The 26,643-nt window shown below is 33.9% G+C and carries 28 protein-coding genes; 16 read left to right on the forward strand and 12 right to left on the reverse strand.

Going from position 1 to position 26,643, the window contains the following annotated elements:
- Positions 1-202 precede the first annotated feature (202 nt).
- The 14 genes from HYN56_RS13515 to HYN56_RS13580 all read left to right on the forward strand — a co-directional run bounded on the left by HYN56_RS13515 (position 203) and on the right by HYN56_RS13580 (position 13,884).
- Positions 203-1,372 carry a hypothetical protein gene (locus tag HYN56_RS13515; RefSeq protein WP_109192660.1) on the forward strand — a complete coding sequence of 390 codons (1,170 nt, stop codon included), beginning with the start codon at positions 203-205 and terminating at the stop codon, positions 1,370-1,372.
- A 20-nt stretch (positions 1,373-1,392) separates the two neighbouring features.
- Complete coding sequence (gene tssO, locus HYN56_RS13520) at positions 1,393-1,905, forward strand: type VI secretion system TssO (protein WP_109192661.1); 513 nt, start codon at positions 1,393-1,395, stop codon at positions 1,903-1,905.
- Positions 1,906-1,945: 40 nt separating this feature from the next.
- Entirely contained in the window at positions 1,946-2,395 is a 450-nt protein-coding gene (locus HYN56_RS13525; protein ID WP_109192662.1) for a hypothetical protein, read from the forward strand.
- A 17-nt stretch (positions 2,396-2,412) separates the two neighbouring features.
- Complete coding sequence (locus tag HYN56_RS13530) at positions 2,413-3,780, forward strand: DUF5458 family protein (protein WP_109192663.1); 1,368 nt, start codon at positions 2,413-2,415, stop codon at positions 3,778-3,780.
- Positions 3,781-3,875: 95 nt separating this feature from the next.
- Positions 3,876-4,400, forward strand: coding sequence for a hypothetical protein (locus tag HYN56_RS13535; RefSeq protein ID WP_109192664.1), 525 nt, complete (start codon positions 3,876-3,878; stop codon positions 4,398-4,400).
- Between the two features lie 150 nt (positions 4,401-4,550).
- Positions 4,551-5,264: a hypothetical protein gene (locus HYN56_RS13540; protein ID WP_109192665.1), complete on the forward strand. Its 714-nt coding sequence runs from the start codon at positions 4,551-4,553 to the stop codon at positions 5,262-5,264.
- An 11-nt stretch (positions 5,265-5,275) separates the two neighbouring features.
- Positions 5,276-5,707 carry a GPW/gp25 family protein gene (locus HYN56_RS13545; protein WP_109192666.1) on the forward strand — a complete coding sequence of 144 codons (432 nt, stop codon included), beginning with the start codon at positions 5,276-5,278 and terminating at the stop codon, positions 5,705-5,707.
- 103 nt (positions 5,708-5,810) lie between these two features.
- Positions 5,811-6,197, forward strand: coding sequence for a type VI secretion system tube protein TssD (tssD, locus tag HYN56_RS13550; protein ID WP_109192667.1), 387 nt, complete (start codon positions 5,811-5,813; stop codon positions 6,195-6,197).
- A gap of 115 nt (positions 6,198-6,312) precedes the next feature.
- Positions 6,313-6,708 carry a type VI secretion system tube protein TssD gene (tssD, locus tag HYN56_RS13555; RefSeq protein ID WP_109192668.1) on the forward strand — a complete coding sequence of 132 codons (396 nt, stop codon included), beginning with the start codon at positions 6,313-6,315 and terminating at the stop codon, positions 6,706-6,708.
- Positions 6,709-6,727: 19 nt separating this feature from the next.
- Positions 6,728-8,539 carry a type VI secretion system Vgr family protein gene (locus tag HYN56_RS13560; RefSeq protein WP_109192669.1) on the forward strand — a complete coding sequence of 604 codons (1,812 nt, stop codon included), beginning with the start codon at positions 6,728-6,730 and terminating at the stop codon, positions 8,537-8,539.
- A gap of 2 nt (positions 8,540-8,541) precedes the next feature.
- On the forward strand, positions 8,542-10,194 hold the full coding sequence (locus HYN56_RS13565; protein ID WP_109192670.1) for a phospholipase effector Tle1 domain-containing protein: 1,653 nt from the start codon (positions 8,542-8,544) through the stop codon (positions 10,192-10,194).
- Between the two features lie 64 nt (positions 10,195-10,258).
- Complete coding sequence (locus tag HYN56_RS13570) at positions 10,259-11,278, forward strand: DUF2931 family protein (RefSeq protein ID WP_167398312.1); 1,020 nt, start codon at positions 10,259-10,261, stop codon at positions 11,276-11,278.
- Between the two features lie 431 nt (positions 11,279-11,709).
- Positions 11,710-12,048 (forward strand): peptidase associated/transthyretin-like domain-containing protein, encoded by a 339-nt coding sequence (locus HYN56_RS13575; RefSeq protein ID WP_109192672.1) that lies wholly within the window; start codon positions 11,710-11,712, stop codon positions 12,046-12,048.
- Between the two features lie 3 nt (positions 12,049-12,051).
- Complete coding sequence (locus HYN56_RS13580; RefSeq protein WP_109192673.1) at positions 12,052-13,884, forward strand: type VI secretion system baseplate subunit TssF; 1,833 nt, start codon at positions 12,052-12,054, stop codon at positions 13,882-13,884.
- 64 nt (positions 13,885-13,948) lie between these two features.
- Here HYN56_RS13580 and HYN56_RS13585 read toward each other — a convergent pair whose 3' ends face one another.
- The 8 genes from HYN56_RS13585 to HYN56_RS13620 all read right to left on the reverse strand — a co-directional run bounded on the left by HYN56_RS13585 (position 13,949) and on the right by HYN56_RS13620 (position 22,145).
- Complete coding sequence (locus HYN56_RS13585; protein WP_109192674.1) at positions 13,949-15,733, reverse strand: cytochrome-c peroxidase; 1,785 nt, start codon at positions 15,731-15,733, stop codon at positions 13,949-13,951.
- 67 nt (positions 15,734-15,800) lie between these two features.
- On the reverse strand, positions 15,801-17,279 hold the full coding sequence (locus HYN56_RS13590; RefSeq protein ID WP_109192675.1) for a PhoX family protein: 1,479 nt from the start codon (positions 17,277-17,279) through the stop codon (positions 15,801-15,803).
- A gap of 156 nt (positions 17,280-17,435) precedes the next feature.
- Positions 17,436-18,071, reverse strand: coding sequence for a 3'-5' exonuclease (locus HYN56_RS13595; RefSeq protein WP_109192676.1), 636 nt, complete (start codon positions 18,069-18,071; stop codon positions 17,436-17,438).
- Positions 18,072-18,073: 2 nt separating this feature from the next.
- Positions 18,074-19,993, reverse strand: coding sequence for a DUF294 nucleotidyltransferase-like domain-containing protein (locus HYN56_RS13600; RefSeq protein ID WP_109192677.1), 1,920 nt, complete (start codon positions 19,991-19,993; stop codon positions 18,074-18,076).
- A 228-nt stretch (positions 19,994-20,221) separates the two neighbouring features.
- Positions 20,222-20,593, reverse strand: coding sequence for a DNA topoisomerase IV (locus tag HYN56_RS13605; RefSeq protein ID WP_109192678.1), 372 nt, complete (start codon positions 20,591-20,593; stop codon positions 20,222-20,224).
- A gap of 136 nt (positions 20,594-20,729) precedes the next feature.
- Positions 20,730-21,194: a hypothetical protein gene (locus HYN56_RS13610; protein WP_109192679.1), complete on the reverse strand. Its 465-nt coding sequence runs from the start codon at positions 21,192-21,194 to the stop codon at positions 20,730-20,732.
- A 13-nt stretch (positions 21,195-21,207) separates the two neighbouring features.
- The gene (locus HYN56_RS13615; protein WP_109192680.1) at positions 21,208-21,783 is read right to left on the reverse strand and encodes a DUF1572 family protein; all 576 of its coding nucleotides are present in this window, start codon (positions 21,781-21,783) and stop codon (positions 21,208-21,210) included.
- A 17-nt stretch (positions 21,784-21,800) separates the two neighbouring features.
- Positions 21,801-22,145 (reverse strand): winged helix-turn-helix transcriptional regulator, encoded by a 345-nt coding sequence (locus tag HYN56_RS13620; RefSeq protein WP_109192681.1) that lies wholly within the window; start codon positions 22,143-22,145, stop codon positions 21,801-21,803.
- Between the two features lie 130 nt (positions 22,146-22,275).
- Here HYN56_RS13620 and HYN56_RS13625 point away from each other — a divergent pair, with 130 nt between their 5' ends.
- Positions 22,276-23,079 (forward strand): DNA alkylation repair protein, encoded by an 804-nt coding sequence (locus HYN56_RS13625; RefSeq protein ID WP_109192682.1) that lies wholly within the window; start codon positions 22,276-22,278, stop codon positions 23,077-23,079.
- A 106-nt stretch (positions 23,080-23,185) separates the two neighbouring features.
- On the opposite strand, the gene HYN56_RS13630 is transcribed toward HYN56_RS13625, so the two are convergent.
- The 4 genes from HYN56_RS13630 to murQ all read right to left on the reverse strand — a co-directional run bounded on the left by HYN56_RS13630 (position 23,186) and on the right by murQ (position 25,214).
- Entirely contained in the window at positions 23,186-23,758 is a 573-nt protein-coding gene (locus tag HYN56_RS13630) for a pentapeptide repeat-containing protein (protein WP_109192683.1), read from the reverse strand.
- A gap of 3 nt (positions 23,759-23,761) precedes the next feature.
- A complete protein-coding gene (locus HYN56_RS13635; RefSeq protein WP_146194593.1) occupies positions 23,762-23,989 on the reverse strand; it encodes a hypothetical protein in 228 nt (75 codons plus the stop codon).
- A 19-nt stretch (positions 23,990-24,008) separates the two neighbouring features.
- Positions 24,009-24,230: a DUF6095 family protein gene (locus HYN56_RS13640; protein ID WP_109192685.1), complete on the reverse strand. Its 222-nt coding sequence runs from the start codon at positions 24,228-24,230 to the stop codon at positions 24,009-24,011.
- A 171-nt stretch (positions 24,231-24,401) separates the two neighbouring features.
- Positions 24,402-25,214 (reverse strand): N-acetylmuramic acid 6-phosphate etherase, encoded by an 813-nt coding sequence (gene murQ, locus HYN56_RS13645; RefSeq protein WP_109192686.1) that lies wholly within the window; start codon positions 25,212-25,214, stop codon positions 24,402-24,404.
- Positions 25,215-25,383: 169 nt separating this feature from the next.
- On the opposite strand from murQ, the gene HYN56_RS13650 reads away from it, so the two are divergent.
- Positions 25,384-26,520, forward strand: coding sequence for a helix-turn-helix domain-containing protein (locus HYN56_RS13650; protein WP_109192687.1), 1,137 nt, complete (start codon positions 25,384-25,386; stop codon positions 26,518-26,520).
- Positions 26,521-26,643: the final 123 nt, after the last annotated feature.

A 26,643-nucleotide genomic window follows, 5' to 3' on the forward strand; every position in this document is an offset into this window, starting at 1 on the left:
ATAGATGAAAGAATTTGTTTGTGGAAATCTTTTTATTTGTAATTAAAATCTTCTCCCAAAATACCACACCAAAAAACAATTTCCAAAAACAAATAAACACTAATTATTAGCCGACGCTAATAATTACCTAAAACCTTATGTAATCCAATTACATGAGGCATTTTGCTATGGAGTAAACTAAAAAAATAAAAGAATAAAAATCATGATAGAAAAATTAAGTCATTTTCCTGTAAACTGGATAGACGGAATGAAAATCAATAAAAGTCATTTTTTGGCCATGCAGGACAATGTTTCTGAGTTGGTCAATGATGCGGTTGGAATTCATACTACACCTATAAGTTACGGTTTACTGGATTCGGGAAATCATAGTAAAGAATCAACCAAAATCACTTTAGGAATTGATAATCACAAACTGTTGCGAGTTCGTGTAGAAGAATGCCACGCCATTACACCAAACGGTTCCAGAATCGAAATCAGTAAAGCCAATACAGACACACTGGATCTCCAGGTTCCGTACCCAGAAGATACTTATGAAATAAAAGAAGGAGAATCGATAGAATTGCTGGCTTGTATTTCAGTTAATTCTAAAAAAAGAATTCCGTTTGGGGAACCTGATCCAGATGAGGTGCCACCAAGATATCCGTTTACACAGCCGGAATACAAACTTCATTTAATCAAAGCAGAAGAGTTTCGTTCAGGAATTGGTTATGGCGGTTTTTATCTCGCAATCGGGAAAATTCTAATTGGAGATACTACAGTTTTGGATGAAAACTATATTCCTGCCTCGGTTACCGTTAGTTGTCACTCCAAACTAGCCGACATGCAGGCAGAAATTGCAAGATCATTTGGTCAGATTGAGATTTATTCTGTACAGATTTCCCAGAAAATCAATCGATTCCAGCAAACTGGTGTTCTGGCTCAAACCGTAATGCAGTTGTCGGATAATACCAGTTATTTCTTGGGGAATTGTCTAACGCAGTTTCGTTGGTTTTCGTTGCATCAGCATCCAGCTTCAATGTTGAGCACGGTAGTCTCTTTCGCTCGGGTGATGAAGAACTTTATCGATTCAAAAGCTGGAGCAGGAAAAGAAGAGCTCCTAAACTATTTTGCCGAATGGTGCGATTTATCGCAGGGAGATTTGGAGGTGCTTTTTACCACATTAATAAATACAAACTACGACCATGTTCATATCGACAAAACAGCAACAATGACTATGAATTTTCTTTTCAAAATAGAAAAGCTCTTTGATACTTTGAGTAAACTGGATTACATCGGAAAGAAAAAAGAAAACATCGAATTATTCGTTGCCGAAACAGAGAAAAAAGACATTGTTCACAATCCGAAAAGACATGGTTTTTTCATGAAAGACTAATTAAAAAGTAAATATAAACTATGGAAGTACTAAACAAAAAAGAACGACAGAAAGCTTTTTACGCCTTTTTAGCAGCATTTTTCATCACTTTTTTTATCATGTTTCTGGCTGTTTCCTTTAACCTATATCTGCCAACAGCAGAGAATAAATTATTGAAAGCAGAAAATGAAATGATGAAAAGAGAGTATGATTATCAGACCAATTTTTCAATCAAAATTGACAGTGTTAGAATGACAATCGACTCTATCAACTCGCCCAAAGTCGACAATGATTTCCAACAGCGTCTCGCTAATGTTATGGTCGCCAATATTTATCAAAAAATCCCAAAAGATTCCACAGAAAATAAAAAGTTATACAACAATATCATTTTGGCTTACAAGAATATTATCGATTATAAAAAGCAAATCAGAAGTCTTACGCACAATGCACACTTGATAGACAGTTTAAACCAGTCAGCAAAAACATATAAGGAAGAGCTGGAGAAAGTAAGCAGGGATTTAGATGTGTGCCGTCAGATTTATCAGAATCAATAATAAACAGAGTAAAATATAATAACCATTAAAACTTAGAATTATGTTGTCAAATTATGGAATTGGAGGAAACGAAGTAAAACTGGATGCAGATGAAGCAATCATTGCAATACCGCAAAACAGAACACTTGTAGCGCAAAAGTTAACAGTTGATGCGCCAATTAAACCGGAATTGGTTGAAGGCATTACAAACGTCGAAAAGGCTTTTGAACATTTTAAGCCAGAAGTAAAAGTAAATTTCGAAAATGCTGATGGAGCTACAAAAGTAGAAGCTCTGAAATTTAAAAATTTAGGAGATTTTGGAATGAAAGGAATTACAGCTCAAAGCAGTTTTTTATCTGATTTGGAAACAGAAAAAGACCAGTACCAAAAAATCATCCGCCAGTTAAAAACAAATAAAATTCTGAAAGGAGCTTTAGAAGATCCGGAAGCTAAAAAAGCTTTGTTGGAAAGCCTTGGAACATTGATTAATGAATTAAAAGAAAACAAATAATTAAAAGAGAAAGAGATATGTCAAATAAACAAGTACAGCAAAATACTGAAGATACTGTCGTTTTGGAACGTAAAGTATCTGGAAATTCAATTGAAAAAAATGTAGAGAAATTAGCCAAATATGGCGGATTTGACTTGTTAGAAATGGCGATTGAAGGCGTTCAAAATCTAAATCCTGACAGAAAAGCGAGAAGAAAAATCTTTCTTGGAGAGGTAAATAAGAGCAAAGAAAGAGAAACTTTAAAAAAGACTTTGGAGTTATGGTCTTCTATTTTAAGTAATAACGAAGCTTTGACCGATATGGTAGCGCAATGCGAAGATAAATGTAAAGAGTCTGAAGCTCTATTAAAAAAGAACTTAGCCAAAGCAGTTGAAGATACAAGAGAAATCGAAGCGGCTTACAGAACAGTTGCCTTATTCTTTAAAAACACAGAAACGGATAAAGTTAAAAACATTACGATTGTAAACGCCGATATCGAACAGTTAAAAGATTTGGATAACACTCGTTTTATTGATGCCATTCATGCAGAATTGGTCGATAATTATGATCGTTTAGATCTTAAAAACAACTACGGAATTTTGGTAATTCCTGGATATTTAGGATCCAATAAAGTAATAGAAAAATGGGCAAAAATCGCGCATGAAAACAAAGTAATGCTGGTTACAGATTTTGAACATTTGGACGAACCGGATGATGTTATGGAAATGTTCGATGCTGCTTCATTAACGGGTGGAGATGTTTATCGCTCTAATGTTATCATGACTTGCAACTGGTTGGTAGGGCGTGGCAGATTTGATCAAATTGGAGAAAATGATGATCTACACATTGCGCCATCTGCTGCATTAGCTGGAAAAATCTACAAAACATTAATGTCACAGGTTACGGCAGGTAAAAAGTTTGGAGGAATTAATGAAGTTGACGGCGTTAAGTTTGATCTTAAGAAAAGTGAAATTGCCAATCTGGAGAATCTTGGTTTAGTGCCAATGGTTAACGAATATGGAAAAGTAATGGCTTTTTCTGCTAAAACATTATTCAGTGGAGACAATCTTGGGCTTCAGACGTATTCTGTAGTTCGTGTGTTTGATTACGTAACAAAAGTATTGATGGATTTCCTTAACCGTCGTGCCTTTGAAAACTTTACAGCCAAGACGCGTAAAGAAATCATGAATCAAATTGTGGCTTTCCTTGATGGAATCACTGGGCCAGATAAATTAATCGAAAACTTTGAGATTCGAAGATTCGAACAAGATCCTATTCAAAAAGACAGAATTTATATGGACATTCACATGAAACCTTATTTTCCTGCTAAAAACTTCCTTATAAAAATGGATGGACACAAAGGAGATGATGGAACAGAATGGGATACGGATTACGAACAAAAGTAATTTTTTAATAAAGAAGAAAAGGAAACACATTTTAGTGTTTCCTTTTTAAACCAAACATTGATTTTTTGACCGATCAAACCAAATGATTCAAATACATGAAAGCATTTCAAATATTACTTTTTATCGTATTATTTTCAAATTCATATACTCTTTTGGGACAGAAGATAAATCCGATAGACACCTTAAATTGTCCTATTTCGCAAAATGAATTGCTACTGGATAAAAAGAGTTTTGCGAGTGCACCGCCAATTTTGCTGCGGGTTTTTAATGAAGATTTTGAGTACGCTGTTTTTCAGCTCGGAAAGCGAAAAGGAAAAATATATTTATACTTTAAAATTTTTACTGATAATGTATGTGTCAAACAAAAACAACCCTTGGCGCTTTATTTCAAATCGGGAGATAAGTACATTTTGAAGAACTCTTTTGCGGTTAATTGTGATGGAACGGCAGCTTTGCAGTTGAAGAGAAGAGATATTAAAAAGATGATGGAAAATAATATTAACTCAATCAAATTCTTTACACTAAAAAAGGATTATGAGTTTAGTCCCAATAGTAAAGACAATAAGCAAATTAAAGAATATTTGAACTGTCTGAAGTTATACAAAGTAAGAAAGCAATAACAATAACAATTTCAAAAATCAATTTCAATATCAATATCAAAAGGTAATTATAATATTAGAAATCAATGACAATACATAATTAGAAGTCAAAAATTGAAAATCGCATTGCTATTGAATTTTGAAATTGTAATTGAATTAAAAAATTAAACTATGCCAATACCTGAATTAAATCTTTCGCTGGGACTTACAGATAATGATGGTTCTGTTTTTTATGCGGGAAGCGGAGAAGGAAAAGTAATTGTTAGAACAGATTCAGCTTTAAAACAACATACAATTGATATCGTAATTTCTGAAAAACAGGTAGGAACGGTAAACCTTAAAACGAATATAGGTTCAAATCAAATTCCAACAGAAATAGAAATTCCCACTTATCAAATGATTGTGACAGATGATAAGACCAATGAAAAAGAAGTGTATCGGGTAACTCGTGACACCTATTTTTTTAAAGAACAAACAATCAAAAAAGGTTTTTGGAGTTTTTTGGGCTTGAAATTTTTAGAAGCTAAAAATTTCCTTTTCGAAAATATAGCTTTTGAACCTTTAACAGAAACCATCGAGACTTTTGATATCTCGAATTATAGAAAATTGAATCAAGAGGAATTAAGTTATACTTTTCAAAATCAAGGAAAAAGAATTCAGGTTTTTGCTGGTGATATTAATACACTCGAGATAGAAAAAAATACAAGCTGTTTTGTAATTGTAGATGAAAAAAAAGGCCAGCGTTTTATAGGCGACATTTTATATCGTGAAAAATTCTTAAAACTGACTCCAAAAGTAAAACTGCATATCGTAAAAAGAAAAGCAGTAACAAATACCATAGAGACCAATAAGCAAGGGCAAATTGAAAAGCTGATTTATATTTAAAAAACAATAGGATGAAAGGAGCCTTTTATAAACTGCCAATAGATTTTAATGCTATAATTCAAAAGAGAGAATTAGAAAAAACATCTATAGAACACTCCATTGCCCAGCAGATAATTTTGCTGGCCACCACCACATTTGGAGAATGTAAGTTTGATGAAACTTTTGGTTCTCGAATCTGGGAAATAGATTTAGATTTGTTAATGAATGAAAACACTTTAAAAGAGAATATTTCAAAAACTATGAAACAATCTTTACTCCTGCATGAAAACCGAATTAATGTAAATGAATTGCAAATTGAATTGTCTGAGACAAAATATTGGGTTGATAATGTTAGCAGGACAAAAAAAAGAGTGGATATTATTATTACAGCCACTATCAAGAGCACCAATAGGGGCTTTGATTTTAGAGGTTACTTTTTTGTAGGGCCATTATCTTATAAATAAAATATTTTTATAAGTTTTATTTTATAAATAAATCATTTAATGTAAGAAATAAATTATATATTTACAAAATGATTAAATAAATTAATAACTAAAAATTTTTATTATGTCGTTTTTAACATCATTGACAGTAGCAGGAAAAGAGTACAAAGTTCTAAATGTAAGTTATGACTTGGCTCAGGAAACAGACGCTTCAGGACGTCCATCTACAGTAACACGTGGAGGAAGAATTATGATTGAAGTAGAGTCAACAGGAAGTACAGAATTGTTTGAGTGGATGACTAACAATTTCGAAAGAAAAGACGGGTCGGTAAAATTCATTAAACGCGATTCTAATGCTACCTTAAAAGAGCTGAAGTTTACAGAAGCTTATATGGTTAAATATAAAGAGAACTTTGACCATAACAGTGACAATCCGTTAACGGAAACTTTTATGATTTCTGCTCGTAAGATTTCAATGGGCGGTGGCGAGTTTGATAATGCCTGGGTATAATACTTAAAGACTTTATCAAACTAGATCAAGCTTGAAAACTATTAAAGGAAGTCTTTTCGAAGGACTTCCTTTTTTATTAAAAACCAAAATTTACTAAACAAAAAACAACCGCAAAATGAGCTTTTTATCAAAATTATATGTAGACGGAAAAGAGTACAATGTTCTTGAATTCAATATCAATTTTAAAAAAGATATCGATACAGCTAGTAAACCTACAGGAAATCCTAAGGGAGGAATTATCAATATGACTATTGAGGCAACTAATGACAGTCTTTTTTTGTCATGGATGCTCAATGGGGATTTGGCTAAAGACGGAAAAATTGTTTTTTACAGAAGAGATGCCTTAAGCAAAATGAAGGAATTAGTATTCGAAAAAGCATTTTGTATTAATTATTACGAAGAATTTACAAGTACAACCGAGATACCTATGAAAATTGCAATGGAATTGGTATGTAAGACTTTGACTTTTGGAGATGCCAAATTTTTAAATAATTGGATTGAATTAGATTAAAAACCAAAAAAAAGAAATCATGTCAAAATTTTCAGAACAAGTTCATATTTCTATCAATACCTTCGATAAAAATGTTATTTATTACAATTTACAGCTGGAGCAGAAAATGGCCGACCACCATTATTTTTCTTTCGACTGGCAGTATACCGGTAAAACCATAATTGAACCCGAAGACCAGGCAAAAGCAATAAGCAGGTATGTGGGCAGTGAAGTGATTTTTACCTTCAAAGTCAACGGAATGAAAGTAATGTCTAAAGGAATCATTACAAAGCTTGTTTCTGTTGATCTACACGGAAGCCCTGCGGGACTTCGTGTTTTGGGAATAAGCCACACAGTGGTGCTCGACGATATGAAAAAATCAAGAATTTTTCTCGATAAAAGCCTGAAAGATATCGCCCTTGAGATTTTTGCCGAGGAAGGTTCGGGAGAATTCTACCAGCGTGAAGTCGTTGCGCCGACTTACACCAAAGCTTTTTCATTTAAACCGCAGTATAATGAAAGCAGTTTTGATTTTATGAAACGGCTTTCTGCCCGTTATGGCCAGTGGTTTTATTTTGACGGAATGCGCATGCAGTTCGGCCAGACCAAAGCCAGCAAAGTAGTACTCATTAACGGTTCATCCCTTCATAATTATACTATTGAAGCCAGTTTGTTTTCGCATAAAACCTCGTTTGGAGGTTATGATTATAAAAACGCTGGAATCATAAGAAATTCTGCAGCAAAAGCCAAAGGAGGAAGTGGAGACCGGTTTGCTGTTTCAATGGGATGGAATCAGGGATCTATTGCGGCGCAGGATTTAAGCGTTGGAGCCTACACCAATAATGCACAGAAAAAAGAAGAAATAGACGAAATGGTCAGGCTGCAGACTGCAGGCAGGGATGCCAACAGTGTTTTCTACAGCGGAACATCTTATTTCCCTATTGGTGTAGGAGAAGTTTTTACGATCAAGAATAAAACGGTTGAACACAAATTAGTAGCGGTGGAAGTCACGCACCTTTCCAACACTAACGGTAATTACAGCTGCAGGTTCAAAGCCATCCCATCTGATGTTGCGGCACCGCATTACACCAATGTCGAAGCCTTTGCTCTGGCAGACAGCCAGCCGGCAAAAGTTATTGACAACAACGACCCCGAAGGGCTTGGCAGAGTAAAAGTGGCCTACTACTGGAACGGCTGGGGAAATGAAAGCGACTGGATGCGAATGATACAGCCCCATTCTGGAAACGGAAAAGGCTTCTATTTTATTCCTGAAATTGGAGAGGAAGTTTTGGTGGGCTTTGAAGGAGGAAATGTTGAACGCCCTTTTGTCATGGGAACACAATATAATGGACAGGCAAATTCCGGTTACAACACACCAAAAAATGATTTGAAAGTTTTACAGACCAGAAGTGGTAACAGAATAATTTCCGATGACGCTACAGGCGATATTACAATTGAAAGCCAGAAAGGTCAGACAATAGCAGTTGTTCATGGTGATGGCAATATAAGATTTAAGGCTCCTAAAAATATTGAGTTGGAAGCAGGAGAAGATATTATTCTCAATGCAGGGCAAAATATGCGCACCAATGTCGGGCTTAATAAAACCGATACTATTGGAGGGGATTATACAGAAAAAATAACAGGCTCAAAATATCTTACAATAGGATTTAACTTCATGCTTGCTGTTGTAGGAAGCATGACTGAATGGATAAAAGGAAATAAAGAAACAGAAAGCAAAGATATTAAAGAAAGAGCTAAAGAAATATTAGTAAACAGTACTGAAGAAAACATCACAATGCTGGGAGCAAAAAATGTAAACAATCATAGCGGCGAGACCTCTAAAAACGGATAATTATGAGTAAAATAACTATTGTAGAAGGAAAACTAACCAAAACTGCAACAGGCAATATTGAAATACGTGCCACAGAAGGAGATTTGACGATTGCTGCGGCGAAACATAATATCCAGTATGGAAAAGAAGGTATGAATTATCATGATTACGAACCTCTGCATCCTGACGATTCGCTTTCTAATGAAAAAACAGTACGGCTAAACTTATTTTTTGACGGAACACAAAATAATAAAACTAACACAGAAGCAGGAAAAGAACATGAAAACTCCAACCATCTAGACGACAGTTATACCAATGATTATTCTAATGTAGCCCGAGGTTATGATGCTGTAGACCCAAATGCAGAAAACCAAATTAGGATTTATATAGAAGGAATTGGTACGGAAGATTTGGAAAGTGAAACTATTTTTTTTGGAAATATGCCTGACAACTCAGGAATTCCTATGGGAGAAGGAGAACGAGGAGTTAAAGCCAAAGTAACCAAAGCTTGTTTCTTGGCAGGAGAAAAATTGCAAAAATATGCGAAAAAAGTTACGACACTTGAGGTCAATGTATATGGTTTCAGTAGAGGAGCAACTGCAGCAAGGCATTTTCTGCATGTGGCGAACACACCAACGACAAGCAATACACCAATGTTAAGTAGCGAGACAACCGTTATGCCACCTTATGGTCTCCGGGGAGCAACTTATACTAAAACAGAAAAAAACGATGCACTGGTGCAGCAACATGGCTTTTTTGGAGCCTGTCTGGCAGCTCAGGAATTTGTTCCTGATGAAATTATTTTCAGATTTGTGGGGCTTTACGACACTGTTGCGGCCTATGGAGTCAATCATAGGGGTGTGTCGGTCTTTGGAATCGATATCATCGATAACGATACTAAACAGTTAGGATTAGATGCAGTAAAAAAAGCTTCTTTTGTTTTGCAGTTTGCCGCCGATGACGAACATCGTGACAATTTTGATTTAACTAATATTGACAGTGCCGGTATAAACGGCATAGAAATTACCCTGCCGGGAGTGCACTCTGATATTGGGGGTTGTTATGTAGAGAACGATTCAGAAACCGTTGATCTTTTTTATGAACGTTACTTTAATCGGGAATGCGAAAAATTTAAGCAGATACTCATTGAAGAGGGATGGTACAATCCCGATCAACTGCATATCATACATTCTTATACGACCGATTTTACCCAGGCAGTGCCAAAAGAGTATGATGATAATCCAGCAGGCTATTACGGCTTGGTGGGTATAAAAAAAGCGATTCACAACAGCTACGATAAGGTAGCACTCAATCAAATGTTTCATTACTCTAAACAATTTGATGTGATTTATAAAACTTTAAATGTGAATGATCATAAAATACAAGATCCATTTTTAATTGATGTAAACAAGCAATTAGTGCATTATATTAATACCTGTACACGCTTAAGAAATCAATATTTCAAAAGTTTTAAAGAAGGAGAAAATATTGTAAAAGAATATTTAGCCGAAGTAAAAAAAATACGATATCAAGATTTTATTGATCTAAAGGATTTAAAAAAACTGAGAAGAGAATACCTGCATTGGTCTGCCAGCGCTACAAAATTTGGGTTAGGTCCTAGATTAGGCGGCATAAAAATAGCAACCCAAAGAACCCGTAACATACAAAATGGATAGGCTGCTTAAAATTGGATCCAGTGTACTGTTCCTATTGCTTTTTATTCAAATAATACGATGCGAAATGAAAAAAAACTTACCAGAGTTTGGTGTAGAGATATGCTCTCCAAATAACAAATATGATGTAACTCCTATTTACGATACCATAAAAACCTTAGAAGGAGTTGCTGCAGGTCTGCCTTATGGCAGTTCTTCCGGTCGATGGGGCGATTCAGGATCTACTTGGACAAAACAGCACGGCACTCCTGTTGGAGCTGATATTGTTTATTATTCCCGATACGAAGATGTTTTTTATCGTTTAAATGTCGATTTTCCTATTGATACTATTAAAGATTATATGGAAAGGGCCTATGCAAGAATTGATGATGCAAACGGAGAAACAGAGGAATACAAAAGACTGGGCAGAGACCACAAATCTTCCAATGGAAAATCTTATGACAGTTTCAGTGATCTTGTTTTTGGTTTTGCTCCCAAAGGTATGGTGGTGGTGTGGCTCAATTTTGGCATTACACGCATCGAGCTTGGAAGATATCAGGCAGAGATATTAACAGATAGGGCTGTAATAGAAAAAACAAGGCAAAAATATTTGGCTAAGTACAGATTAAGTTCAGATCGATATGATGAAGCAGCTAAAGAATATTTTCTTGAAGATGCCAGTCCAGCAAAATGGGACAATTACCGTTGCCGTTACCATTGGCGTCCAATTATAAGTTCAGAAAATCCTGATTTGAAACTTATTGGTTTCCAGAGTTCTTATTATAACGGCGAAATAGAATGTATGCTTCGTCCCTGGATAAACCATCCTGTTTACAAAGAAAGAGCTGTTCCGTTTGAAATTAATATAGTCTGGATGACCGGCAAAAAGGATGAAGAAAAAAAACAGGCATTTTTATATTTCAATTGGCAGAAAGTAAACGAGGTTTTTCAAAGTTCAGGAGACAGAATTGATATGCAGGTCAAGATATCGAAAGAAAATACATTGGAACTTATGGTAAACGACCAGTCTTTTGTGGCAGACAGTATAAGGGTATTTGACTGGTCTCCAAGTATGTTGTCTGGGAGGATGTATAAAAATGTGAAGTAAAAAAATAATGAAAAATATTAACCATATTAATTCTGCTATTAACATTAAATTGTCTTTCCCAGACATCTAAATTAAATTTAGAGAAAACTTATTTATTGTTTCGTAAATCAAATCCTAATCCTGAAAAAGTCAAGCTAATTGATTATTTGATAATGCAACATAGCGTAATGGATGAAATGGAAAAGCCCCGCTCCCGCACGAATCCTTTCGTGTGGCGATAAGCTGATTAAGTCTGATTTACTTTGCAAAACTTTACTTTTAAAAAAGTAAGTAAAATTTAGATTAAGCAGAAACTTACCACACTAAGGGATTCGTGCGGGAGCGGGGAAAAACTCTTAATTTAATGACATTACGCGCGAGCATCCCACTCGTAAACGCAATCTAAATCAATTTTATAAACTATTTTAAGAACACTAAAGCATAAAACTTTCATGAAATTAAATTTTCTCTTTATAGTTCTATTATTTTCCAGTTATACTCACACAAAAATTTCAGGTTATGTTAGAGATTTTGATAATAATAAACCAGTAAGTAATGTGCTGATTAGTATTAATAATAGTAAGACACAAACTGACAGTTTGGGTTATTTTAGTTTGGATGTAAATTCTAATTCTAGTTGTGTTTTAAAACTAAAAAAAGAGGGTTATGCAGTCAAAAAAATAATTAGAAAACCATATGCATTAGAAAATAAAAAGAATGATAAAGCAGACAAAAATGCAATCTATATGTTTAAAAATGAAAGTGATTTTTCTAATAAAAAGAACCAATAAATAATGCGACAAGAGAGAATAAAAGACAGAGTACTGAAAAGAGCAGCAAGAGCTTGGGGATTTTCGGATGTTCAAATAGAAAATTCGTTTGATCCTGTAGTAACGATGTTACTGAATGCATTAGCCTATGAACTGGAAAAAGTGGCTCATGAACTGGAGGATTCAAAAACAAGAATTGTCGAAAGGGTACTGGAAATTATGTTTCCGGAAGTAGTTTCAGGAGCAAAACCCGCTAAAGCAATCATGCACGCTATTCCCCTAGAAAATAAGAGTATTATTTCTTTAAGCAGTCAGATGTTGGTAAATAAAAGGATTCACAATATTTACAATCCGCTTGAACCTATAAATAAAGAAGTGGTGTTTTCGCCAACTTTAGAAGTCAAGTTAGCAGCATGTGAAATCAAATACATTGCTTATGAGAGAAATCTATATCGCATTTCTAATCTTTTTTATAAAGATGCTGTTCGGGATTATCATAATTTACTTTCAGCAGGTGAAATTGTATTAGGGATAGAATTAAATGATCAGAATATTGAAGATTTAGAAGATTTGATGTTTTACGCAGATGTTAAGAACATTCATCAAAAAGAAGTTTTTTATTACTATTTAAAACAGATGAGGTGCTTTTATGATAATCTTGAGATACAGGTTGAAGAAGGATACAATGTTCCTTTTGAGCACTTGGATATCGAAAATATTATCAATCGCAATTATACCAACCTTAGCGGTATAATGCAGGAAGTAAATGAGTTTTATTCGGATCACTTTTATACGTTAAAAGGAGAATTAAAATATAAACCTATTAAAGATTATGGTCGGGAATATTCTTGTTTTGAAGAAGTTACGAAAGAAAATGGAAAGCATATTATTTGGGTAAAGTTGGTTTTTCCTGAATCGCTGGTACCTCAAATTATAGATAATATTTCATTTGTAGTAAATTGCTTTCCAGTAATCAATAAAAGAAAGCATACAATCAGGAAATCTCTTGACGGTTTCTTGTCTTATGTAGCACTCGAAACGGGTAATAATATCTATTTAGATTTAGATTCTGTTATTGATTCATCTGAGGATCACTACGAAATAAAAGAGTTTAATGAAGGTGTTTTAGAAGAGGGCTGTGCGGTTTTAAGAACAGGTGGAGTATCACGATTTGATTCGAGAAGTGCTTCCGAATTACTCCAAAATGTTCTAGATCTTCTAAAGGATGAGAGTTCCTCTTTTGCTGGTATTGGCAATGATTTTATGAATAGTTCTTTGGTCGAAATCAACCAACTGCTGGCTTCTGTTCAGCAACAAGCCAAGGAAAAGGATTTTTCTAAAACTAATGATCCTTATTTAATGATTAAACCCAAAAATGATGGATCTGATGGAAAAAACTTTGCCATAAACTATTGGTCAACCTGTGCCGAAGAAGGAAATGATATAAAGGCAGGTACAATGTTAGAATGCAAAGACACCTTTTTTATAAGTAAAGACGTGACCCTAATGACCAACACAGTTGGAGGTGTAAATAAACAGACCAATAAAGACAGAATCCTCGCATATAGAAATGCCTTATTAACCCGTGGCAGGATTGTAACCTTTGCCGATATTAAAGCTTTTGGGTTTAATCATTTTAAAGGTTCGATAGATGATATTCGAATTGAAAAAGGAACTCGAAAAGAAATTTCTGTAAAAGCAGGTTTCAGTCGCACAGTCGATGTTTTCATAAAAACTAATCCCGACGAAAGAAAATTACTCTCAGATTCTGAATGGAATTATATGTGTGAAAGCTTTTTGAAAAACCTTAAAAGTAAATCCTCAAATGTATATCCATATCGCATGTTTATAGATTAGAAATAAAAAACGCCGAAAAATATACTTTTCGGCGTTTTTGTTGAATTGAGGTTTTATTTTGGTTTTACTGGTATTTTTTATCCGTAAGCGTTTTCATAAAAGCAACAAGCGCTTTTTCTTCTTTGACAGTTAAATTCAGTTTATCGAAAGGAAGTGTTTGATTTTCTACTTCATAACCTAATCCTTGACCACCACCTTTATTGTAGAAAGAAACGACTTCTTCCAGAGTTTTAAAAACTCCATTGTGCATATACGGAGCTGTAACAGCCGAATTTCTAACCGTTGGCGTTTTAAAAGCGCCAACCAATTGTGCCATTTGATTGTATATATAACGTCCTTTGTCTGGACTTAATTTCTTTCCAGAAGCTTCGTTAGGAGTTCCAATAACTTCGTGTTCGGTTTTGGAATAACTTGGCGGAACCGTTCCGTTAAATAAAGGTGTAAAATGGCAAGTAGCACATTTTGCCTTTCCCATAAACAGATTCATTCCTTCAATTTCTTCGTTGTTTAAGGCATTTTTGTTTCCACGCATGTATTCATCAAATCTCGAATCGAAAGCATTTAAAGAACGTACATAACTGGCAATGGCGTTTTGAATCTGCCAGGCTTCAGGTTTTGATGTTTTTGGATAGGCTTTTTTAAAGAGTTTTAGATATTCTTTGTCTTGCTGGATTTTAGCGTGAATATTTTCCATTGAACCATGCATTTCATCTTTATTCTGAATCACATCAACACTCTGTTTTTCTAAATCCAATTGGCGCATATCCCAAAATTGGGCATTCTGCAGAGAGGCATAGGTTAGAGTAGGAGTATTTCGTGGTAAATTCATTCCAGTCAAGGATACGTTGGTTTTTAAACCATCTGTAAAAGCCTTTTCAGGGTTATGACAGGTTGCACAGCTTCTGTCATTGTTTTTAGAAAGGCTTTTATCATAGAACAATTTCTCGCCTAAAACCGCTTTTTCTTTGCTGAAATTATATTCTTTAGAAAGTACAAAGGCATTTACATCAAAAGCATCTTTGTCAAATAAGGTTTCAATAGTTGGTTTTAACGGACTGCTTTTTTTTACATTTTTTATGTTTTGCTCTTTCTGAAAAGTTTTCAGTTTTCTTGAAATCGGATTTAGATATTCGCTTATAAAAACTGCGCGGTTGAAAGCATTAAAGTTGTTATTTTCTTTACAATACTTTTGAGCTTTTTGAGTCATATTTTTTATTGCAGCTACTGATTTATTATTAGCATTAATCTTCTCAAGAGATTCAGGAATTGAGATTAAACTTTCTCCGGCTTCCGGAATTGAAGACTGTAAAATCGGACTGTCAAAACCTGTAATTCCTAAAGCAATAACTCTGAAAACATTCTGCTGAATAGCATCTAAAACATAATCGTCACTAATCGTAATGACTTCAAAAGTACTTTTAAGCTGTTTAATATTCGCTGTAAAAATATTCAATTCGCGTATTAAATCTTCTTTGTTTTTGCTTTCATATTCCGGATAAATCATTTCTTCCATTACCTGAAAACCATGAGGTTCAAAAGATCTGTTTTCTTCCAGTTCCATTTCGTCCAAAGCAGGGCCATTCATAAATCGGGCAGTTTCGGGAACAAAATATTCAATTGCCCATTCGACTTTTTTGTAAGCTAAACGGGATTTTTTGAATTGTTCTAAAATTTCTTTTTGGGATGCATTTTCATTTACCAATTTTTGAAATTGAATAATTTCATTATTGAGTTTGGTCAAATGAATAAGTAAATCTTGTTTGATAGTTGCTTTTGAAGTTTCATTTTCTTTACAGGAAAAGAACAAACATAGCATTAGAAATAAAAAAGAAAAGTGCTTTAATTTCATAATAGTATTATAATAGCAACAACCCTTATCGAAAATAAGGGTTGTTTTAATGATTTGAATGAAATTATTATCGTTGTACGTTTCTAATAATTACAGTTTGTCCGCCCTCTTTGTTCGTTTGAGTTCCTGAGCCATCAGCATTTTTAAATGCATCGCTCTGCCAAGTATGAGGGTGAATATTTACCGTGAAAGTATCCGGAACACCAATGATGTCAGAAATGTCTTCCATAGCACCAAATTCCCAGCTTCCAAATCTCATTTCGCCAGTTTGGTTGTACAAAGTATTCCAGGCTGTATCCGTTCTTTTGTGGTTCATGTTTAACCACGGTTTGTTTTGTTTTGAAGCGATGCTGTACTGCCAGATGTACGAATCGTGTTTAGCATCTGCATAATAACTGTCTCCATCTTCCTGAATGTAAACGTAGTTTTCAGTTACGCATAAGTTATCCGGATTGATGATTCCTGTTCCAGGAGTACTGTCACCTTCAACGGCTAATTCTAAAGTTCCTTTTAACGGATTTGAAGCGTCTAATTTTAGTTTATAAACTCTTCCCCACATCGTATATCCGTCAACAGGAGCATTGTTTGTTGCCTGACCTGTTGCAGTAAAGTATATTTCTCTGTTGTTGTTTGCACTTCCTTTTCTGTAATCTACGTCTTCAACTCTTGAAAAACGAATTGCTTTTAAGTCATTAACCGTTGTATTGATTACAGCTCCGGTTAAGTTTTTAGCGTTTGGAATTTCCACAAATTCTACCGGATAAGAATTGTTTAATGTTATCGTTGTCTCAACCTGATTTCCATCAGTTCTTTTTAAAGCATATAACTTTCCGTTAGATAAATCTCCAACTGTACTCACATACATAATCAACTGACCAGCACTTACGTGTGAAGTTGCATACGATTGGTCTTCACCAATTAAAATAACTGTTTTTCCTGGATAAGCCTCTTTAGGAAGCGGAACAGCATTTTCCATACTTGCTTTTCCTAAAGCTGGTAAAACTCTGTCAGTTCTTGCTTTGTCTGAAGATAATCCAAGTGGGTTAATTCCGTGAACCATACTTTCCTGACCGCTTTCTCCTGCAGTTAAAAACATAGGACCAAATCCGTGAATTTCGGGAGTTGCTAAAGTTGCAGAACACAAACGTGTTAAACCTCCAACACCATCAACGATATAATCACCTTTTACCGGTTTGAAAGTTTTGTCTAAATATACTCTTGAAACCGATTGAAGGATTTCGTGGTTTGTAATCATGATGTAACCATCTCCATTTGGATCTTTCATTAATCCGGCACCGTCTGGCTGTGCTCCGTAAACGAATGAAGGAGATTGAGGTAAAACATCAGAACTCGCAATTAAAGTACTGATTTTTAAATTTTCAAATCCGCTCATTGCGTAAACAAACGCAGGAACTTTTGATTGTGAGGTAAAATCGATGCTGGTATTTACATCGTTTTTCGAATCTTTGTCATCATTTTGACAGCTTACTAAGGAAAGGCTTGCTATTCCAAATAAAGCAATAGATTTAAGAAGATTAGTTTTCATAATTGTTTTGTGTTTTTTTTGATAGAACAAAGCTATCTTTCCAAAACAAAATACAGGTTATGTTAATTTTTTCTTAATGCTAATAATTGTAAGTCTTGTATTATGAAATAGTAAATTAAAGGTTGTGAATGTAAATTTAAGACTCTTAAAAAAATCTTAAAGTGGTTTAAAGAGCTGATTTAGATTGGTTGCTTTCTTCTCTTTCAGTTTTTTAACAATCTTAAGAAAAGCAATTGCCGTGATATAAGCATCGCCCAAAGCAGTATGTCTGTCTTTTTTTGAAATGTCAAATTTATCGGCTAAATCATCTAAAGTGTAATGATCTTTACGTTCAAATAAATGCGACTGAATCAAAGTCTTTTTATATAAATAAGCAGTGTCTAAAGTTTTATTGGTTAACTGCGGAAGTCCGTTTCTTTCTAAAGCTTTATTAATCATGGTAACATCAAAAATAGTATGATGTGCAATAATTATCGAATCTCCCAGAAACTCTAAAAACTGTTGTAAAGCTTCTAGTTCTGTGGGGCGTTTTACAAGCAGATCTTTTAAAATACCATGAATTTGTGCCGTAGTTTTGTCATAATGTTCTTGTTCAAGATAGACTTCAAAGCTATTCTGAACATTAATAATTCCGTTTTGAAGAATTAGTGCACCAATGCATAAAATTCGGTCATTATCATAATCAAAACCTGTCGTTTCGGTATCTAAAACCACAAAACGAGTTTCTTCAATCGTGATATTTTCATCAAACAGATTGTTTTCTTCTTTTTTCCAAAAATTGAATAAGCTCATGATTATACCAGATTTGAGATATTAAAACGTACGGAGATTAATTCCTGAAGCTCTTTAATAGTTTTAAAAGTACGTTTCAGTTTAATTTTTTCCATTTTCGTCAAAGATTCCAATTCGATGAATTGTCCGGAATCATGATGTAATAATCCTTGTTTGGTTCTAAATTTCAATAAAGCTTTAAACGAATACGAACACGATAAATACAATTCTCTGTTATTAGGTTCCAGTTCAGCCAATTTTTCAAAACGTTCTGCCGTATTACTTATTCCTTTTACCGAATGAGATAAAATTAAAAGACGGGCGGCGTCGGTTAAAGGCATTAAAGCTCTTCGTTTAATGTCAAAGTTGTCTTTGTTAGCACCGTCTTGTTCCACCAAAAATTGTCTAAAGAAACCAGTAGGAGAAGGACTTTGCAAAGCACCACTCACCAAATGCATATAAAAAATCGGATTTGCTTTTACGTTTTCAAATATCGAATCAGATAATTCGTTAACGATTTCAGAATCGCCGTAAGTTTTACTATAATCAAAGAAAATGAACGAAAGTAAAACCTCATTTTTACCAGGATTTGTAATCCAATGATGTACTTGAGCTTTCCAGTCGTCAAGGCTCATACACCATTTAGGACTTGATGCCATCATATCTGCAGGGCAGTAATCGTAGCCAATTTCGAAAAGACCTTTATTCACAAGTCCGGCAAATTTCAGGAAATATATTCTGGTTTCATCCCTAAAAACTTCGTTTACATTTTCATATACAATTGCATTATCCTGATCGGTATGAAGCATTTGTTCACCACGTCCCTGACTTCCAAGTGCCAGCCAGGCAAATTTTACAGGAGGCGGACTGCTCATTTTTTCTATACAAATTTCGATAACTCGGGTAGTACAGGCTTCATTCAATTCGGTAATGATTTTGGTAATCAAAGTCATTGGAATATTCTGATCCAGATAACCCTGAAGCAACTGCATGATTTGATTGCGAATTGGTTTTATTTCCTTAATTTTTTTGGTGCGTTTTAGCGCTTTTATCAAAACGGCAGGATTGTTTCCGAGCGCCACCATAACGTCGTGTTTCGATAAAATTCCGACTGCTTTGGTATTTACCGTTCCGTCTTTCGTTAAACATAAATGACTGATGTTGCTTTTCATCATCGCCATTTGCGCTTCGGTAACCGTCATTTTTTTAGGATAGGTAATAACGGGTTTTGTCATTATCGTTTCGGCAGTTGTCGTAATCGGAAAATCGCCGGTAACAATTTTATTTCGAAGATCTTTATCAGTTAAAATACCAATTGGAAGCATTTCATCTACAATTAAAATCGCTCCAACTTTCTTTTTATTCATAATCTTGGCAATTTCCTTAACTGTTGTTGAAGGACTGCAGGTTACGATTTTTTTAGAATATTTTATCGGCGTTAAATCAAAGGAATGATTGTTAGAATGCAGATTTTCATTCAACAGATCATCACCATATAATTTGTCTTTATGAATGTCAGAATACGGATTTCTTGTATTAGAAGCATAACTTTCAATCAGGAAATTACCAACATTTCGGTTTTCTAATGCGTAAGGTTTAAAAACCGCAATTGGAATAGCGTATAAAATACTTTCTTCATGCGCCACTGCTTCCATTATATAATTTTCCTGTGCCAAAAGAGGGCGAAGACCAAAAATATCGCCTTCATCACACATGTCCAAAACGGTATTTTTAGTGCTTTTTTTCAGGGCAACCGCACCTTTGTGTACGACATAAAACGAATCGTGTGTTTTGTCATTTTCGGCAAAAATCACTGAATCTTTTTCTTTATATATAATTGAAATCTGTTCAGACAGTTTTTCTAAATCTTTCTGGTGCAAAAAATTAAACGGCGGATATCCTTTTAAAAAGTCGGCAACTCTCTGCGAAATGGTATTTTTCATGTGGGCTGGATTAAAGTCCTAAAGTACTATTTAAAATAGAAATGTAAAAGAAACACGTTTGTTTTTTGAGTGACAAAGGGACAGAGATACAAAGTGACAAAGGTTTAATCGTAGAGTTTGTCATCCCAAGGAACGAGGGATCTCCACAAGTAACTCCACAAAGTATTTCAATCATTAAAAATTTAAAGCTCCGTAAAATGGAGCTTTAAATTTTTATAAAATCAAGAATTATTCAACTCTATGAACAGTACCACGTTGTTTTTCTTCAGAACCAACCAAGCCAAATTCAAAAGTATAAGAATCTTTAGAAGTATTTAAAATCTTCATGCTGATGGCTTTTTCCTCTGCCATATTTTTTGGATGTTTTTTCTGTAGCACATATTCGCAGTCACTTACCCAGCGAATGGTTGCTGTGTCTGTTTTTCCTTCAAAAGTTTCGATTTCGATATCGTCTTTGCGTTCAAAAAAAGTCGTTTTTTTAACGCCGTTTACTTCTGTTTCAAATTTGAATTTTCCGGTTTTAAAATCTTTGCAGTTGTGTTCTGTATTATAACACGAAACTAAAGTTAGAACAGGAAATAAGAATAGTATTTTTTTCATTTTAATTAAGGTTGTTTTTTAGGAGCTAATCCCGCTTTCCATTTCAATCTTTTTATTTTTAAAGAAAAAATAAAAAGGATTTCCATTGCAATCGGGGCTAGGGCATTAGGATAACAAGAAACACTTGTATTATAATTTAGACTTTTTGAATATAAAATTCTTTGAGTTTTTTAGATTCTTTCACTTCTTCTCTCATTTCCTCTTTAGATTCACTATTTAAAGATTTAGGCCAAATATGAAAACCTCCTTTTGTCATTGCTAGAGCTTTTTGAAAAATATTTGACGAAAAATCAGCAAAAAAACTCAAGTCTTCAGGATTATCCCAAACTCCCCAAATGCCGTTTTCGTCTATATCTCCAGCATAATTAATGATATGTGTTGGATAAGTTTTGACCATTTTAAGTTTAAAATGTTCCAAATTATAAGAACCGTTCCATCGAAATGAGTCCACATCATCAATTCCGGAACCCGTAACAATTGAATTCGCAAAACCTAGTTCAATAGACATTTTATGTTGTGAAGGGGAATTGGAATAGCAATAAAATCCTTCCCATTCGCCACTAGGCAGAAAATGATGCGTTTCGTTATCTTTTGATTTCATATTTGAAAATATGTTATTTTAAGCGTTTAAGCTCATCATCGGTAAAGTTCTTGATTTCTTTTTCTTTGGCAAACTTTTCAGCATTATAATTTCCGGATTTATTCTTTGGAATTGATAAACTATTCCACTCGCTGTTTTTTAATTGTTTGGCATAAAAAACAATCTGACCAACATGATACGGATAATGCGCCAATTGACGATTGATAGCTTCAATTACCGTATGACCTTCATTTCTAATATAAATAATATCCGAAAGCTGTTCGGGTTTTAAACTTTCTAAAGCATTTTCGAGGCAATCCCAGCCTTTGTTCCAGACTTCCAGAACTTCTTCTTTAGATTGTAAATCGTTTTCAAATTCGGCATCGCGGTTTCGCCATTCTTTTTCTCCATCAGAAGTTAAGAAATCTGTCCATCGCGAAAGCATATTTCCTGAAATATGTTTTATAATGGTTGCAATGCTGTTGGTATCATCATTAAACGAAACAAAAAGCTGTGAAGGCTCAAGCTGATCGATAGCTTTTTCTCCAAGCATTTTATAATACAAAAATTGCTTTTTGACACTTTCTAAATAAGATTCATCCGTTTTCATGGTTTAAAGATTTTAGATTATATGACAGCTTTGTTTTCAGAAACCAATATTTTTCCCCAGTCATTTAATTTCCAGAGTATTTCGACTAATTGTTTTCCTGTTTCAGTAAGTGAATATTCTACTCTTGGCGGGAGTTCATTAAACGATTGTTTTATCAAAATACCATCTTCGACCATTTCGTTTAATTGCAGGTTTAAAACGCGTCGATCGACTTTTGCAATGCCTTTTAAAAATTCGCTTGGTCTTTTTTTACCTTCATTGATCTGCCATACAATAGGAATTTTCCATTTTCCGCTAATGGTGTTTACAGCAATTTCTAATGGACAAATTTTATTTTCAGTACTTCGTTCCTTTGTTTGCATAAAATTGACTTTTACATCCCTATGGGATAAAAATATGCGGTATTGCCAGTGTTATCAGGCTTTCCGATATTTACAAAAATAATCAAAATTTGAGTCGAATAAATGATTTGGCCAATCAAATTGAAAGAGAATGAAAGAAGAAAAACGAAAAGGAGCAAGATCGATAAAAGATATTCCCGCAGTTATTTTGGAACAACTCAATAAAGGCGAAATTGAGACAGCAAATCTGGTAGAATGGCTTGCGGTAAATCAAACTAAGCTTCTGGAAAATGTTTTGAAAGAGTCTGATCGAATGGAATATCTGGAACCTATTTTAACAGATATAAGAAATTTGAAAAAGCAAACAGTAAATACTATAAATGAAGCAATAGGAACAGGATTATTAACGGAATCAATTCTTAATAAGGATATTGATATATTTTCAATAATTTCAAAACACAAATCGGATTTGGTGCGATGTTGGTCTGCATATGTAATTGGAAAAAATCCTGAATTGACAATTGAAGAAGTTTTAGAACAAATTAAATTCCTGTCAGCTGACAAACATTTTGGTGTCAGAGAAATTTCATGGCTGGCAGTTCGTTCCAGTATTATAAAGAACTTAGAGAAAAGCCTTGAAATATTATTAAGTTGGACTTCCAGTGAAGATGAAAATATCAGACGTTTTGCAACTGAATCAATAAGACCAAGAGGAGTTTGGTGCGAACATATTGAACAATTGAAAAAAGAACCGGAATTAGGTTTAAAGATTTTAAATGCTTTAAAATCGGATCCTTCAAAATACGTTCAGGATAGTGTAGGGAACTGGCTTAATGATGCCAGTAAAACGAGGCCGGATTTTGTAAAAGATCTATGTGAAAAATGGAAAACTGAAAGTCCCACAAAAGAAACACTTTACATTGTTAAAAAGGCATTGCGAACAATTGAAAAATAGTTTTTTGTTTTTAGCCACTAATTGCACGAATTTTCACGAATTACATTTTTCTTTTAAAAATCATTTAGCTATAATTTGCGTAAATTCGTGCAATTCGTGGCAACTTTTAAACAATTTTAATATCATATTTATCTAAAAGCCCCACAATTCCCTCTGTCGAAAATTGCGCTTTTTTCATCGGATTGAATTCGGGATCGATTTTATAATTGTAAGCCGTTTTGAAATTGACTCCGGCTAGTTGTGTTTCGTTAAAAATAGCACCGTCAAGATCGCAATTATCAAAAACAGAACTCGTTAAGTTGGTTCCAATAAAAGTGACTTCTCTAACGGAAGAATTGATAAACTTGGTTTTAGGCATTTTTTTATTCGAAAACAAAGCATAATCCAATGCACAATCTTCAAAATAAACCTGAAATAAGAAATCGTCACATTCGTTAAAAGCGATTCCAAGAAGTTTGCAGTTTTTAAAAGTAACATTCTTTAAACTCGTTCCAGCCAAACTTGTCATAGACAAATTACAGTCGATAAATTCACAGTCTAAAAAAGTATTAGAGCTAAAATTACTGTTGGAAAAATCACAGTTTTTAAACACACAATCTTCAAACTCCCGATTGTTTATTTTTTTGTCGATGTAAACAACTTTTTCGAATGTTTTCTGAATGTGAATTAGACTTTCCATTTTTTATAAAGTATTATATTTTGAAAATATTCTTTCTCTAGCTTGGTCTTCAGTATAGAACTTTCCATCCTTAATAGCTGTAATGGAATTTTCTAAATCTAAATTACAAGAATCAACAGAATCAATACTAGGATAATGAATAGACTCAAGAAGTTTTTTTAGCTTTTTAATAGTTCGGGGATTTTTTATTTTATCAATTTCTTGATGAATCCATTTAATATCTTCTTCCATATTTAAAAAAGATTTAAAATTAGTCATTAAATATACCTTTCATAATAATTTTCAATCCTAAAAAGATTAAAAACATAGAGGCGAGGCAAGCCACAATTCCAATTCCTAAAACAAGGTAATGCCAGTTGGTATGCTGATTCATAAAAGCATTATAAATCATTGATGGCCCCAAAAACATCAAAGGCAGAGCGCCTGTTAAATATTTCACTCCTTTTCTTAATAATTCTTTATTTGTTGCCATGTTTTTAGTTTCAAGTTGCTGGACTTGTATTTAACCGCAAAGTTCGCAAAGTTTTTTTACATTGAAAACTTTAAATAAAACACAAAGTTCGCAAAGCTTAAGAAAAAACATTGCGAACCTTGCGTAAATCTTGGCGAACCTTGCGGTTAAACTACCAAGTAGTAAAATTCTTTACTTATTATAATTATCAACAGCATTTCTCACGCTGCCGTATTTTTTTAATAATTCTGAAGCTTCTTCGTAAGAAACGGGAATTTCTCCCATAATCATCTTAACACCACGATCGACCAGTTTAATATTGCTCAATTGCATATCGACCATTTTGTTTCCTCTTACTTTTCCAAGCTGAATCATTGCTGCAGTCGAAATCATATTCAAAACTAATTTTTGGGCAGTTCCAGCTTTCATTCGGGAACTTCCTGTAATAAATTCAGGGCCAACTACTACTTCAATTGGAAACTGAGCCGTCAATGCCAGCGGACTTCCTTCATTACAAGTAATACAGCCGGTAATAATATTATTTTGATTACATGCCTCCAAACCGCTGATTACATAAGGAGTAGTTCCGGAAGCGGCAATTCCAATTACAACATCATTGGAATCAATTTTATGATTTTGTAGATCAATCCACGCATTTGTGGTGCTGTCTTCTGCATTTTCTACTGCACGTCTTATGGCTGTATCGCCACCTGCAATTATACCATTTACCAAATCGAAAGGAACACCAAATGTAGGTGGACATTCTGATGCATCAACAACACCAAGTCGGCCGGAAGTTCCTGCTCCAATATAAAATAATCGGCCTCCTAATTTTAATTTAGAGACGATTTGCGGAATTAAAGCTTCTATTTGTGGCAAGGCTTTTTCTACCGCATAAGGAACGGTTTTATCTTCTTGATTAATGTTTGACAACAATTCATGAACAGACATTTTTTCTAAATGTTCATATTTTGAAGATTGTTCCGTAGTTTTCGTAAATGTCATTTTATCGTTATTTAGACGCGTCAAAATTAATATATTTTATCTCAATCTTGCAAAGTTCAAAGGTTTATAATCTTGATTTTATTTCTTTTTTTGTTATTAAAGACGATTTTTTTAACTCATTGTTACACCAACTAAAATATTATATTTGTTTATTATTTTAACTAAATAAATGGACAAATTAGATTTATTACAGGGAATAGCTAGAATTTCGGTTTTTGTTTCTTTGTTACTTGCCTTTTTTTTGCTCACTGTAAAAACTGAAAACAAACTTGCAAACAGGCTGTTTGCTTTCTTTTTTATTGCTTCGGCGATTGATCTCAGCGGATTTTTTATGTATCTGTATACGGAAGGTCATAGAAGTTTAGAAATTTTCAGATCCACTTTCTGTTTGTTTGGGATGCCTTTATTTTATCTTTATGTATTAGCGGTCTGTTATTCTGATTTTAAGTTAAAATGGAAGCATTTATGGCATGCATTGCCTTTTGTTGTTGTCAATTTAATTTTTATTCCGAGAATTTATATGCGTATTAATGACGGAAGTTTTATGGGCATTCTCAATCAAATGTCCGAGATTTATTTTATTCAGGTTTTAATTGAATTTCAATATGCCTTTTATATCATCAGTGTATTTTTAATTTTGAAGAAATACAAAGAAATCTATTTGGAAAATTATACTAATGCAAGTGTTTCAACTTATAAATGGCTTTTTCAGATGACTTGTGTTTTTCTTGGAGCTCATTCTATTGTATTTCTAAAAAACATAATTCGTTATAGTGGATTTAGGGAAGTCTTTCTTTGGGCAAACGTTTTGGTTGGAAGTATTGCCCTGATTATAACTTGCTGGTTTATCATGAAGGCCCTGAATCATCCGGAACTTTTTAGAGGAGTTAATTCTACGCTTAAACTTACAAAAGATATTTTGCCGGAAGTGGAAGAAAAACCAGAATCGGTAAATGTGCAGCATGATTTGATTGCTGCTCAGATTATTTCATTAAAACAATATATGAGTGAAAAAGAACCATTTTTGGATCCGTCACTTACGATACAAGAATTAGGAAATCAAATTAATATTACGGCCCGGGATCTGTCTGTTCTGATTAATCATCATATGAACCAGCACTTTTTTGATTTTGTGAATGAATATCGTATTCAGAAAGCCATGACTATTTTGAAAGATCCGTCTAAAAATGAGTTTACAGTTTTGGAAATCTTGTACGAAGTTGGTTTTAATTCCAAATCATCATTTAATACATCTTTTAAAAAATATACTAATTTAACTCCGACAGCTTACCGAAACGCTTCATAATAAAGGGTTTGTAAAAAGTCGTACTTCATACTCAATAAAGTCGAACCAATTTCCGAAAGAGAAAATGGTTCGACTTTTTTTTCTCGGTCGAAATCCGAAAATTTCTAAGGCAACTTTGCTTCA

It is taken from the genome of Flavobacterium crocinum, assembly GCF_003122385.1.
Taxonomy (GTDB): Bacteria; Bacteroidota; Bacteroidia; order Flavobacteriales; family Flavobacteriaceae; genus Flavobacterium; species Flavobacterium crocinum.

Excerpts from the sequence above, each read along its gene's own strand:
- HYN56_RS13515 (WP_109192660.1), top strand. The coding sequence starts at position 203 with ATGATAGAAAAATTAAGTCATTTTCCTGTAAACTGGATAGACGGAATG.
- tssO (WP_109192661.1), top strand. The coding sequence starts at position 1,393 with ATGGAAGTACTAAACAAAAAAGAACGACAGAAAGCTTTTTACGCCTTT.
- HYN56_RS13525 (WP_109192662.1), top strand. The coding sequence starts at position 1,946 with ATGTTGTCAAATTATGGAATTGGAGGAAACGAAGTAAAACTGGATGCA.
- HYN56_RS13530 (WP_109192663.1), top strand. The coding sequence starts at position 2,413 with ATGTCAAATAAACAAGTACAGCAAAATACTGAAGATACTGTCGTTTTG.
- HYN56_RS13535 (WP_109192664.1), top strand. The coding sequence starts at position 3,876 with ATGAAAGCATTTCAAATATTACTTTTTATCGTATTATTTTCAAATTCA.
- HYN56_RS13540 (WP_109192665.1), top strand. The coding sequence starts at position 4,551 with ATGCCAATACCTGAATTAAATCTTTCGCTGGGACTTACAGATAATGAT.
- HYN56_RS13545 (WP_109192666.1), top strand. The coding sequence starts at position 5,276 with ATGAAAGGAGCCTTTTATAAACTGCCAATAGATTTTAATGCTATAATT.
- tssD (WP_109192667.1), top strand. The coding sequence starts at position 5,811 with ATGTCGTTTTTAACATCATTGACAGTAGCAGGAAAAGAGTACAAAGTT.
- tssD (WP_109192668.1), top strand. The coding sequence starts at position 6,313 with ATGAGCTTTTTATCAAAATTATATGTAGACGGAAAAGAGTACAATGTT.
- HYN56_RS13560 (WP_109192669.1), top strand. The coding sequence starts at position 6,728 with ATGTCAAAATTTTCAGAACAAGTTCATATTTCTATCAATACCTTCGAT.
- HYN56_RS13565 (WP_109192670.1), top strand. The coding sequence starts at position 8,542 with ATGAGTAAAATAACTATTGTAGAAGGAAAACTAACCAAAACTGCAACA.
- HYN56_RS13570 (WP_167398312.1), top strand. The coding sequence starts at position 10,259 with ATGAAAAAAAACTTACCAGAGTTTGGTGTAGAGATATGCTCTCCAAAT.
- HYN56_RS13575 (WP_109192672.1), top strand. The coding sequence starts at position 11,710 with ATGAAATTAAATTTTCTCTTTATAGTTCTATTATTTTCCAGTTATACT.
- HYN56_RS13580 (WP_109192673.1), top strand. The coding sequence starts at position 12,052 with ATGCGACAAGAGAGAATAAAAGACAGAGTACTGAAAAGAGCAGCAAGA.
- HYN56_RS13585 (WP_109192674.1), bottom strand. The coding sequence starts at position 15,733 with ATGAAATTAAAGCACTTTTCTTTTTTATTTCTAATGCTATGTTTGTTC.
- HYN56_RS13590 (WP_109192675.1), bottom strand. The coding sequence starts at position 17,279 with ATGAAAACTAATCTTCTTAAATCTATTGCTTTATTTGGAATAGCAAGC.
- HYN56_RS13595 (WP_109192676.1), bottom strand. The coding sequence starts at position 18,071 with ATGAGCTTATTCAATTTTTGGAAAAAAGAAGAAAACAATCTGTTTGAT.
- HYN56_RS13600 (WP_109192677.1), bottom strand. The coding sequence starts at position 19,993 with ATGAAAAATACCATTTCGCAGAGAGTTGCCGACTTTTTAAAAGGATAT.
- HYN56_RS13605 (WP_109192678.1), bottom strand. The coding sequence starts at position 20,593 with ATGAAAAAAATACTATTCTTATTTCCTGTTCTAACTTTAGTTTCGTGT.
- HYN56_RS13610 (WP_109192679.1), bottom strand. The coding sequence starts at position 21,194 with ATGAAATCAAAAGATAACGAAACGCATCATTTTCTGCCTAGTGGCGAA.
- HYN56_RS13615 (WP_109192680.1), bottom strand. The coding sequence starts at position 21,783 with ATGAAAACGGATGAATCTTATTTAGAAAGTGTCAAAAAGCAATTTTTG.
- HYN56_RS13620 (WP_109192681.1), bottom strand. The coding sequence starts at position 22,145 with ATGCAAACAAAGGAACGAAGTACTGAAAATAAAATTTGTCCATTAGAA.
- HYN56_RS13625 (WP_109192682.1), top strand. The coding sequence starts at position 22,276 with ATGAAAGAAGAAAAACGAAAAGGAGCAAGATCGATAAAAGATATTCCC.
- HYN56_RS13630 (WP_109192683.1), bottom strand. The coding sequence starts at position 23,758 with ATGGAAAGTCTAATTCACATTCAGAAAACATTCGAAAAAGTTGTTTAC.
- HYN56_RS13635 (WP_146194593.1), bottom strand. The coding sequence starts at position 23,989 with ATGGAAGAAGATATTAAATGGATTCATCAAGAAATTGATAAAATAAAA.
- HYN56_RS13640 (WP_109192685.1), bottom strand. The coding sequence starts at position 24,230 with ATGGCAACAAATAAAGAATTATTAAGAAAAGGAGTGAAATATTTAACA.
- murQ (WP_109192686.1), bottom strand. The coding sequence starts at position 25,214 with ATGACATTTACGAAAACTACGGAACAATCTTCAAAATATGAACATTTA.
- HYN56_RS13650 (WP_109192687.1), top strand. The coding sequence starts at position 25,384 with ATGGACAAATTAGATTTATTACAGGGAATAGCTAGAATTTCGGTTTTT.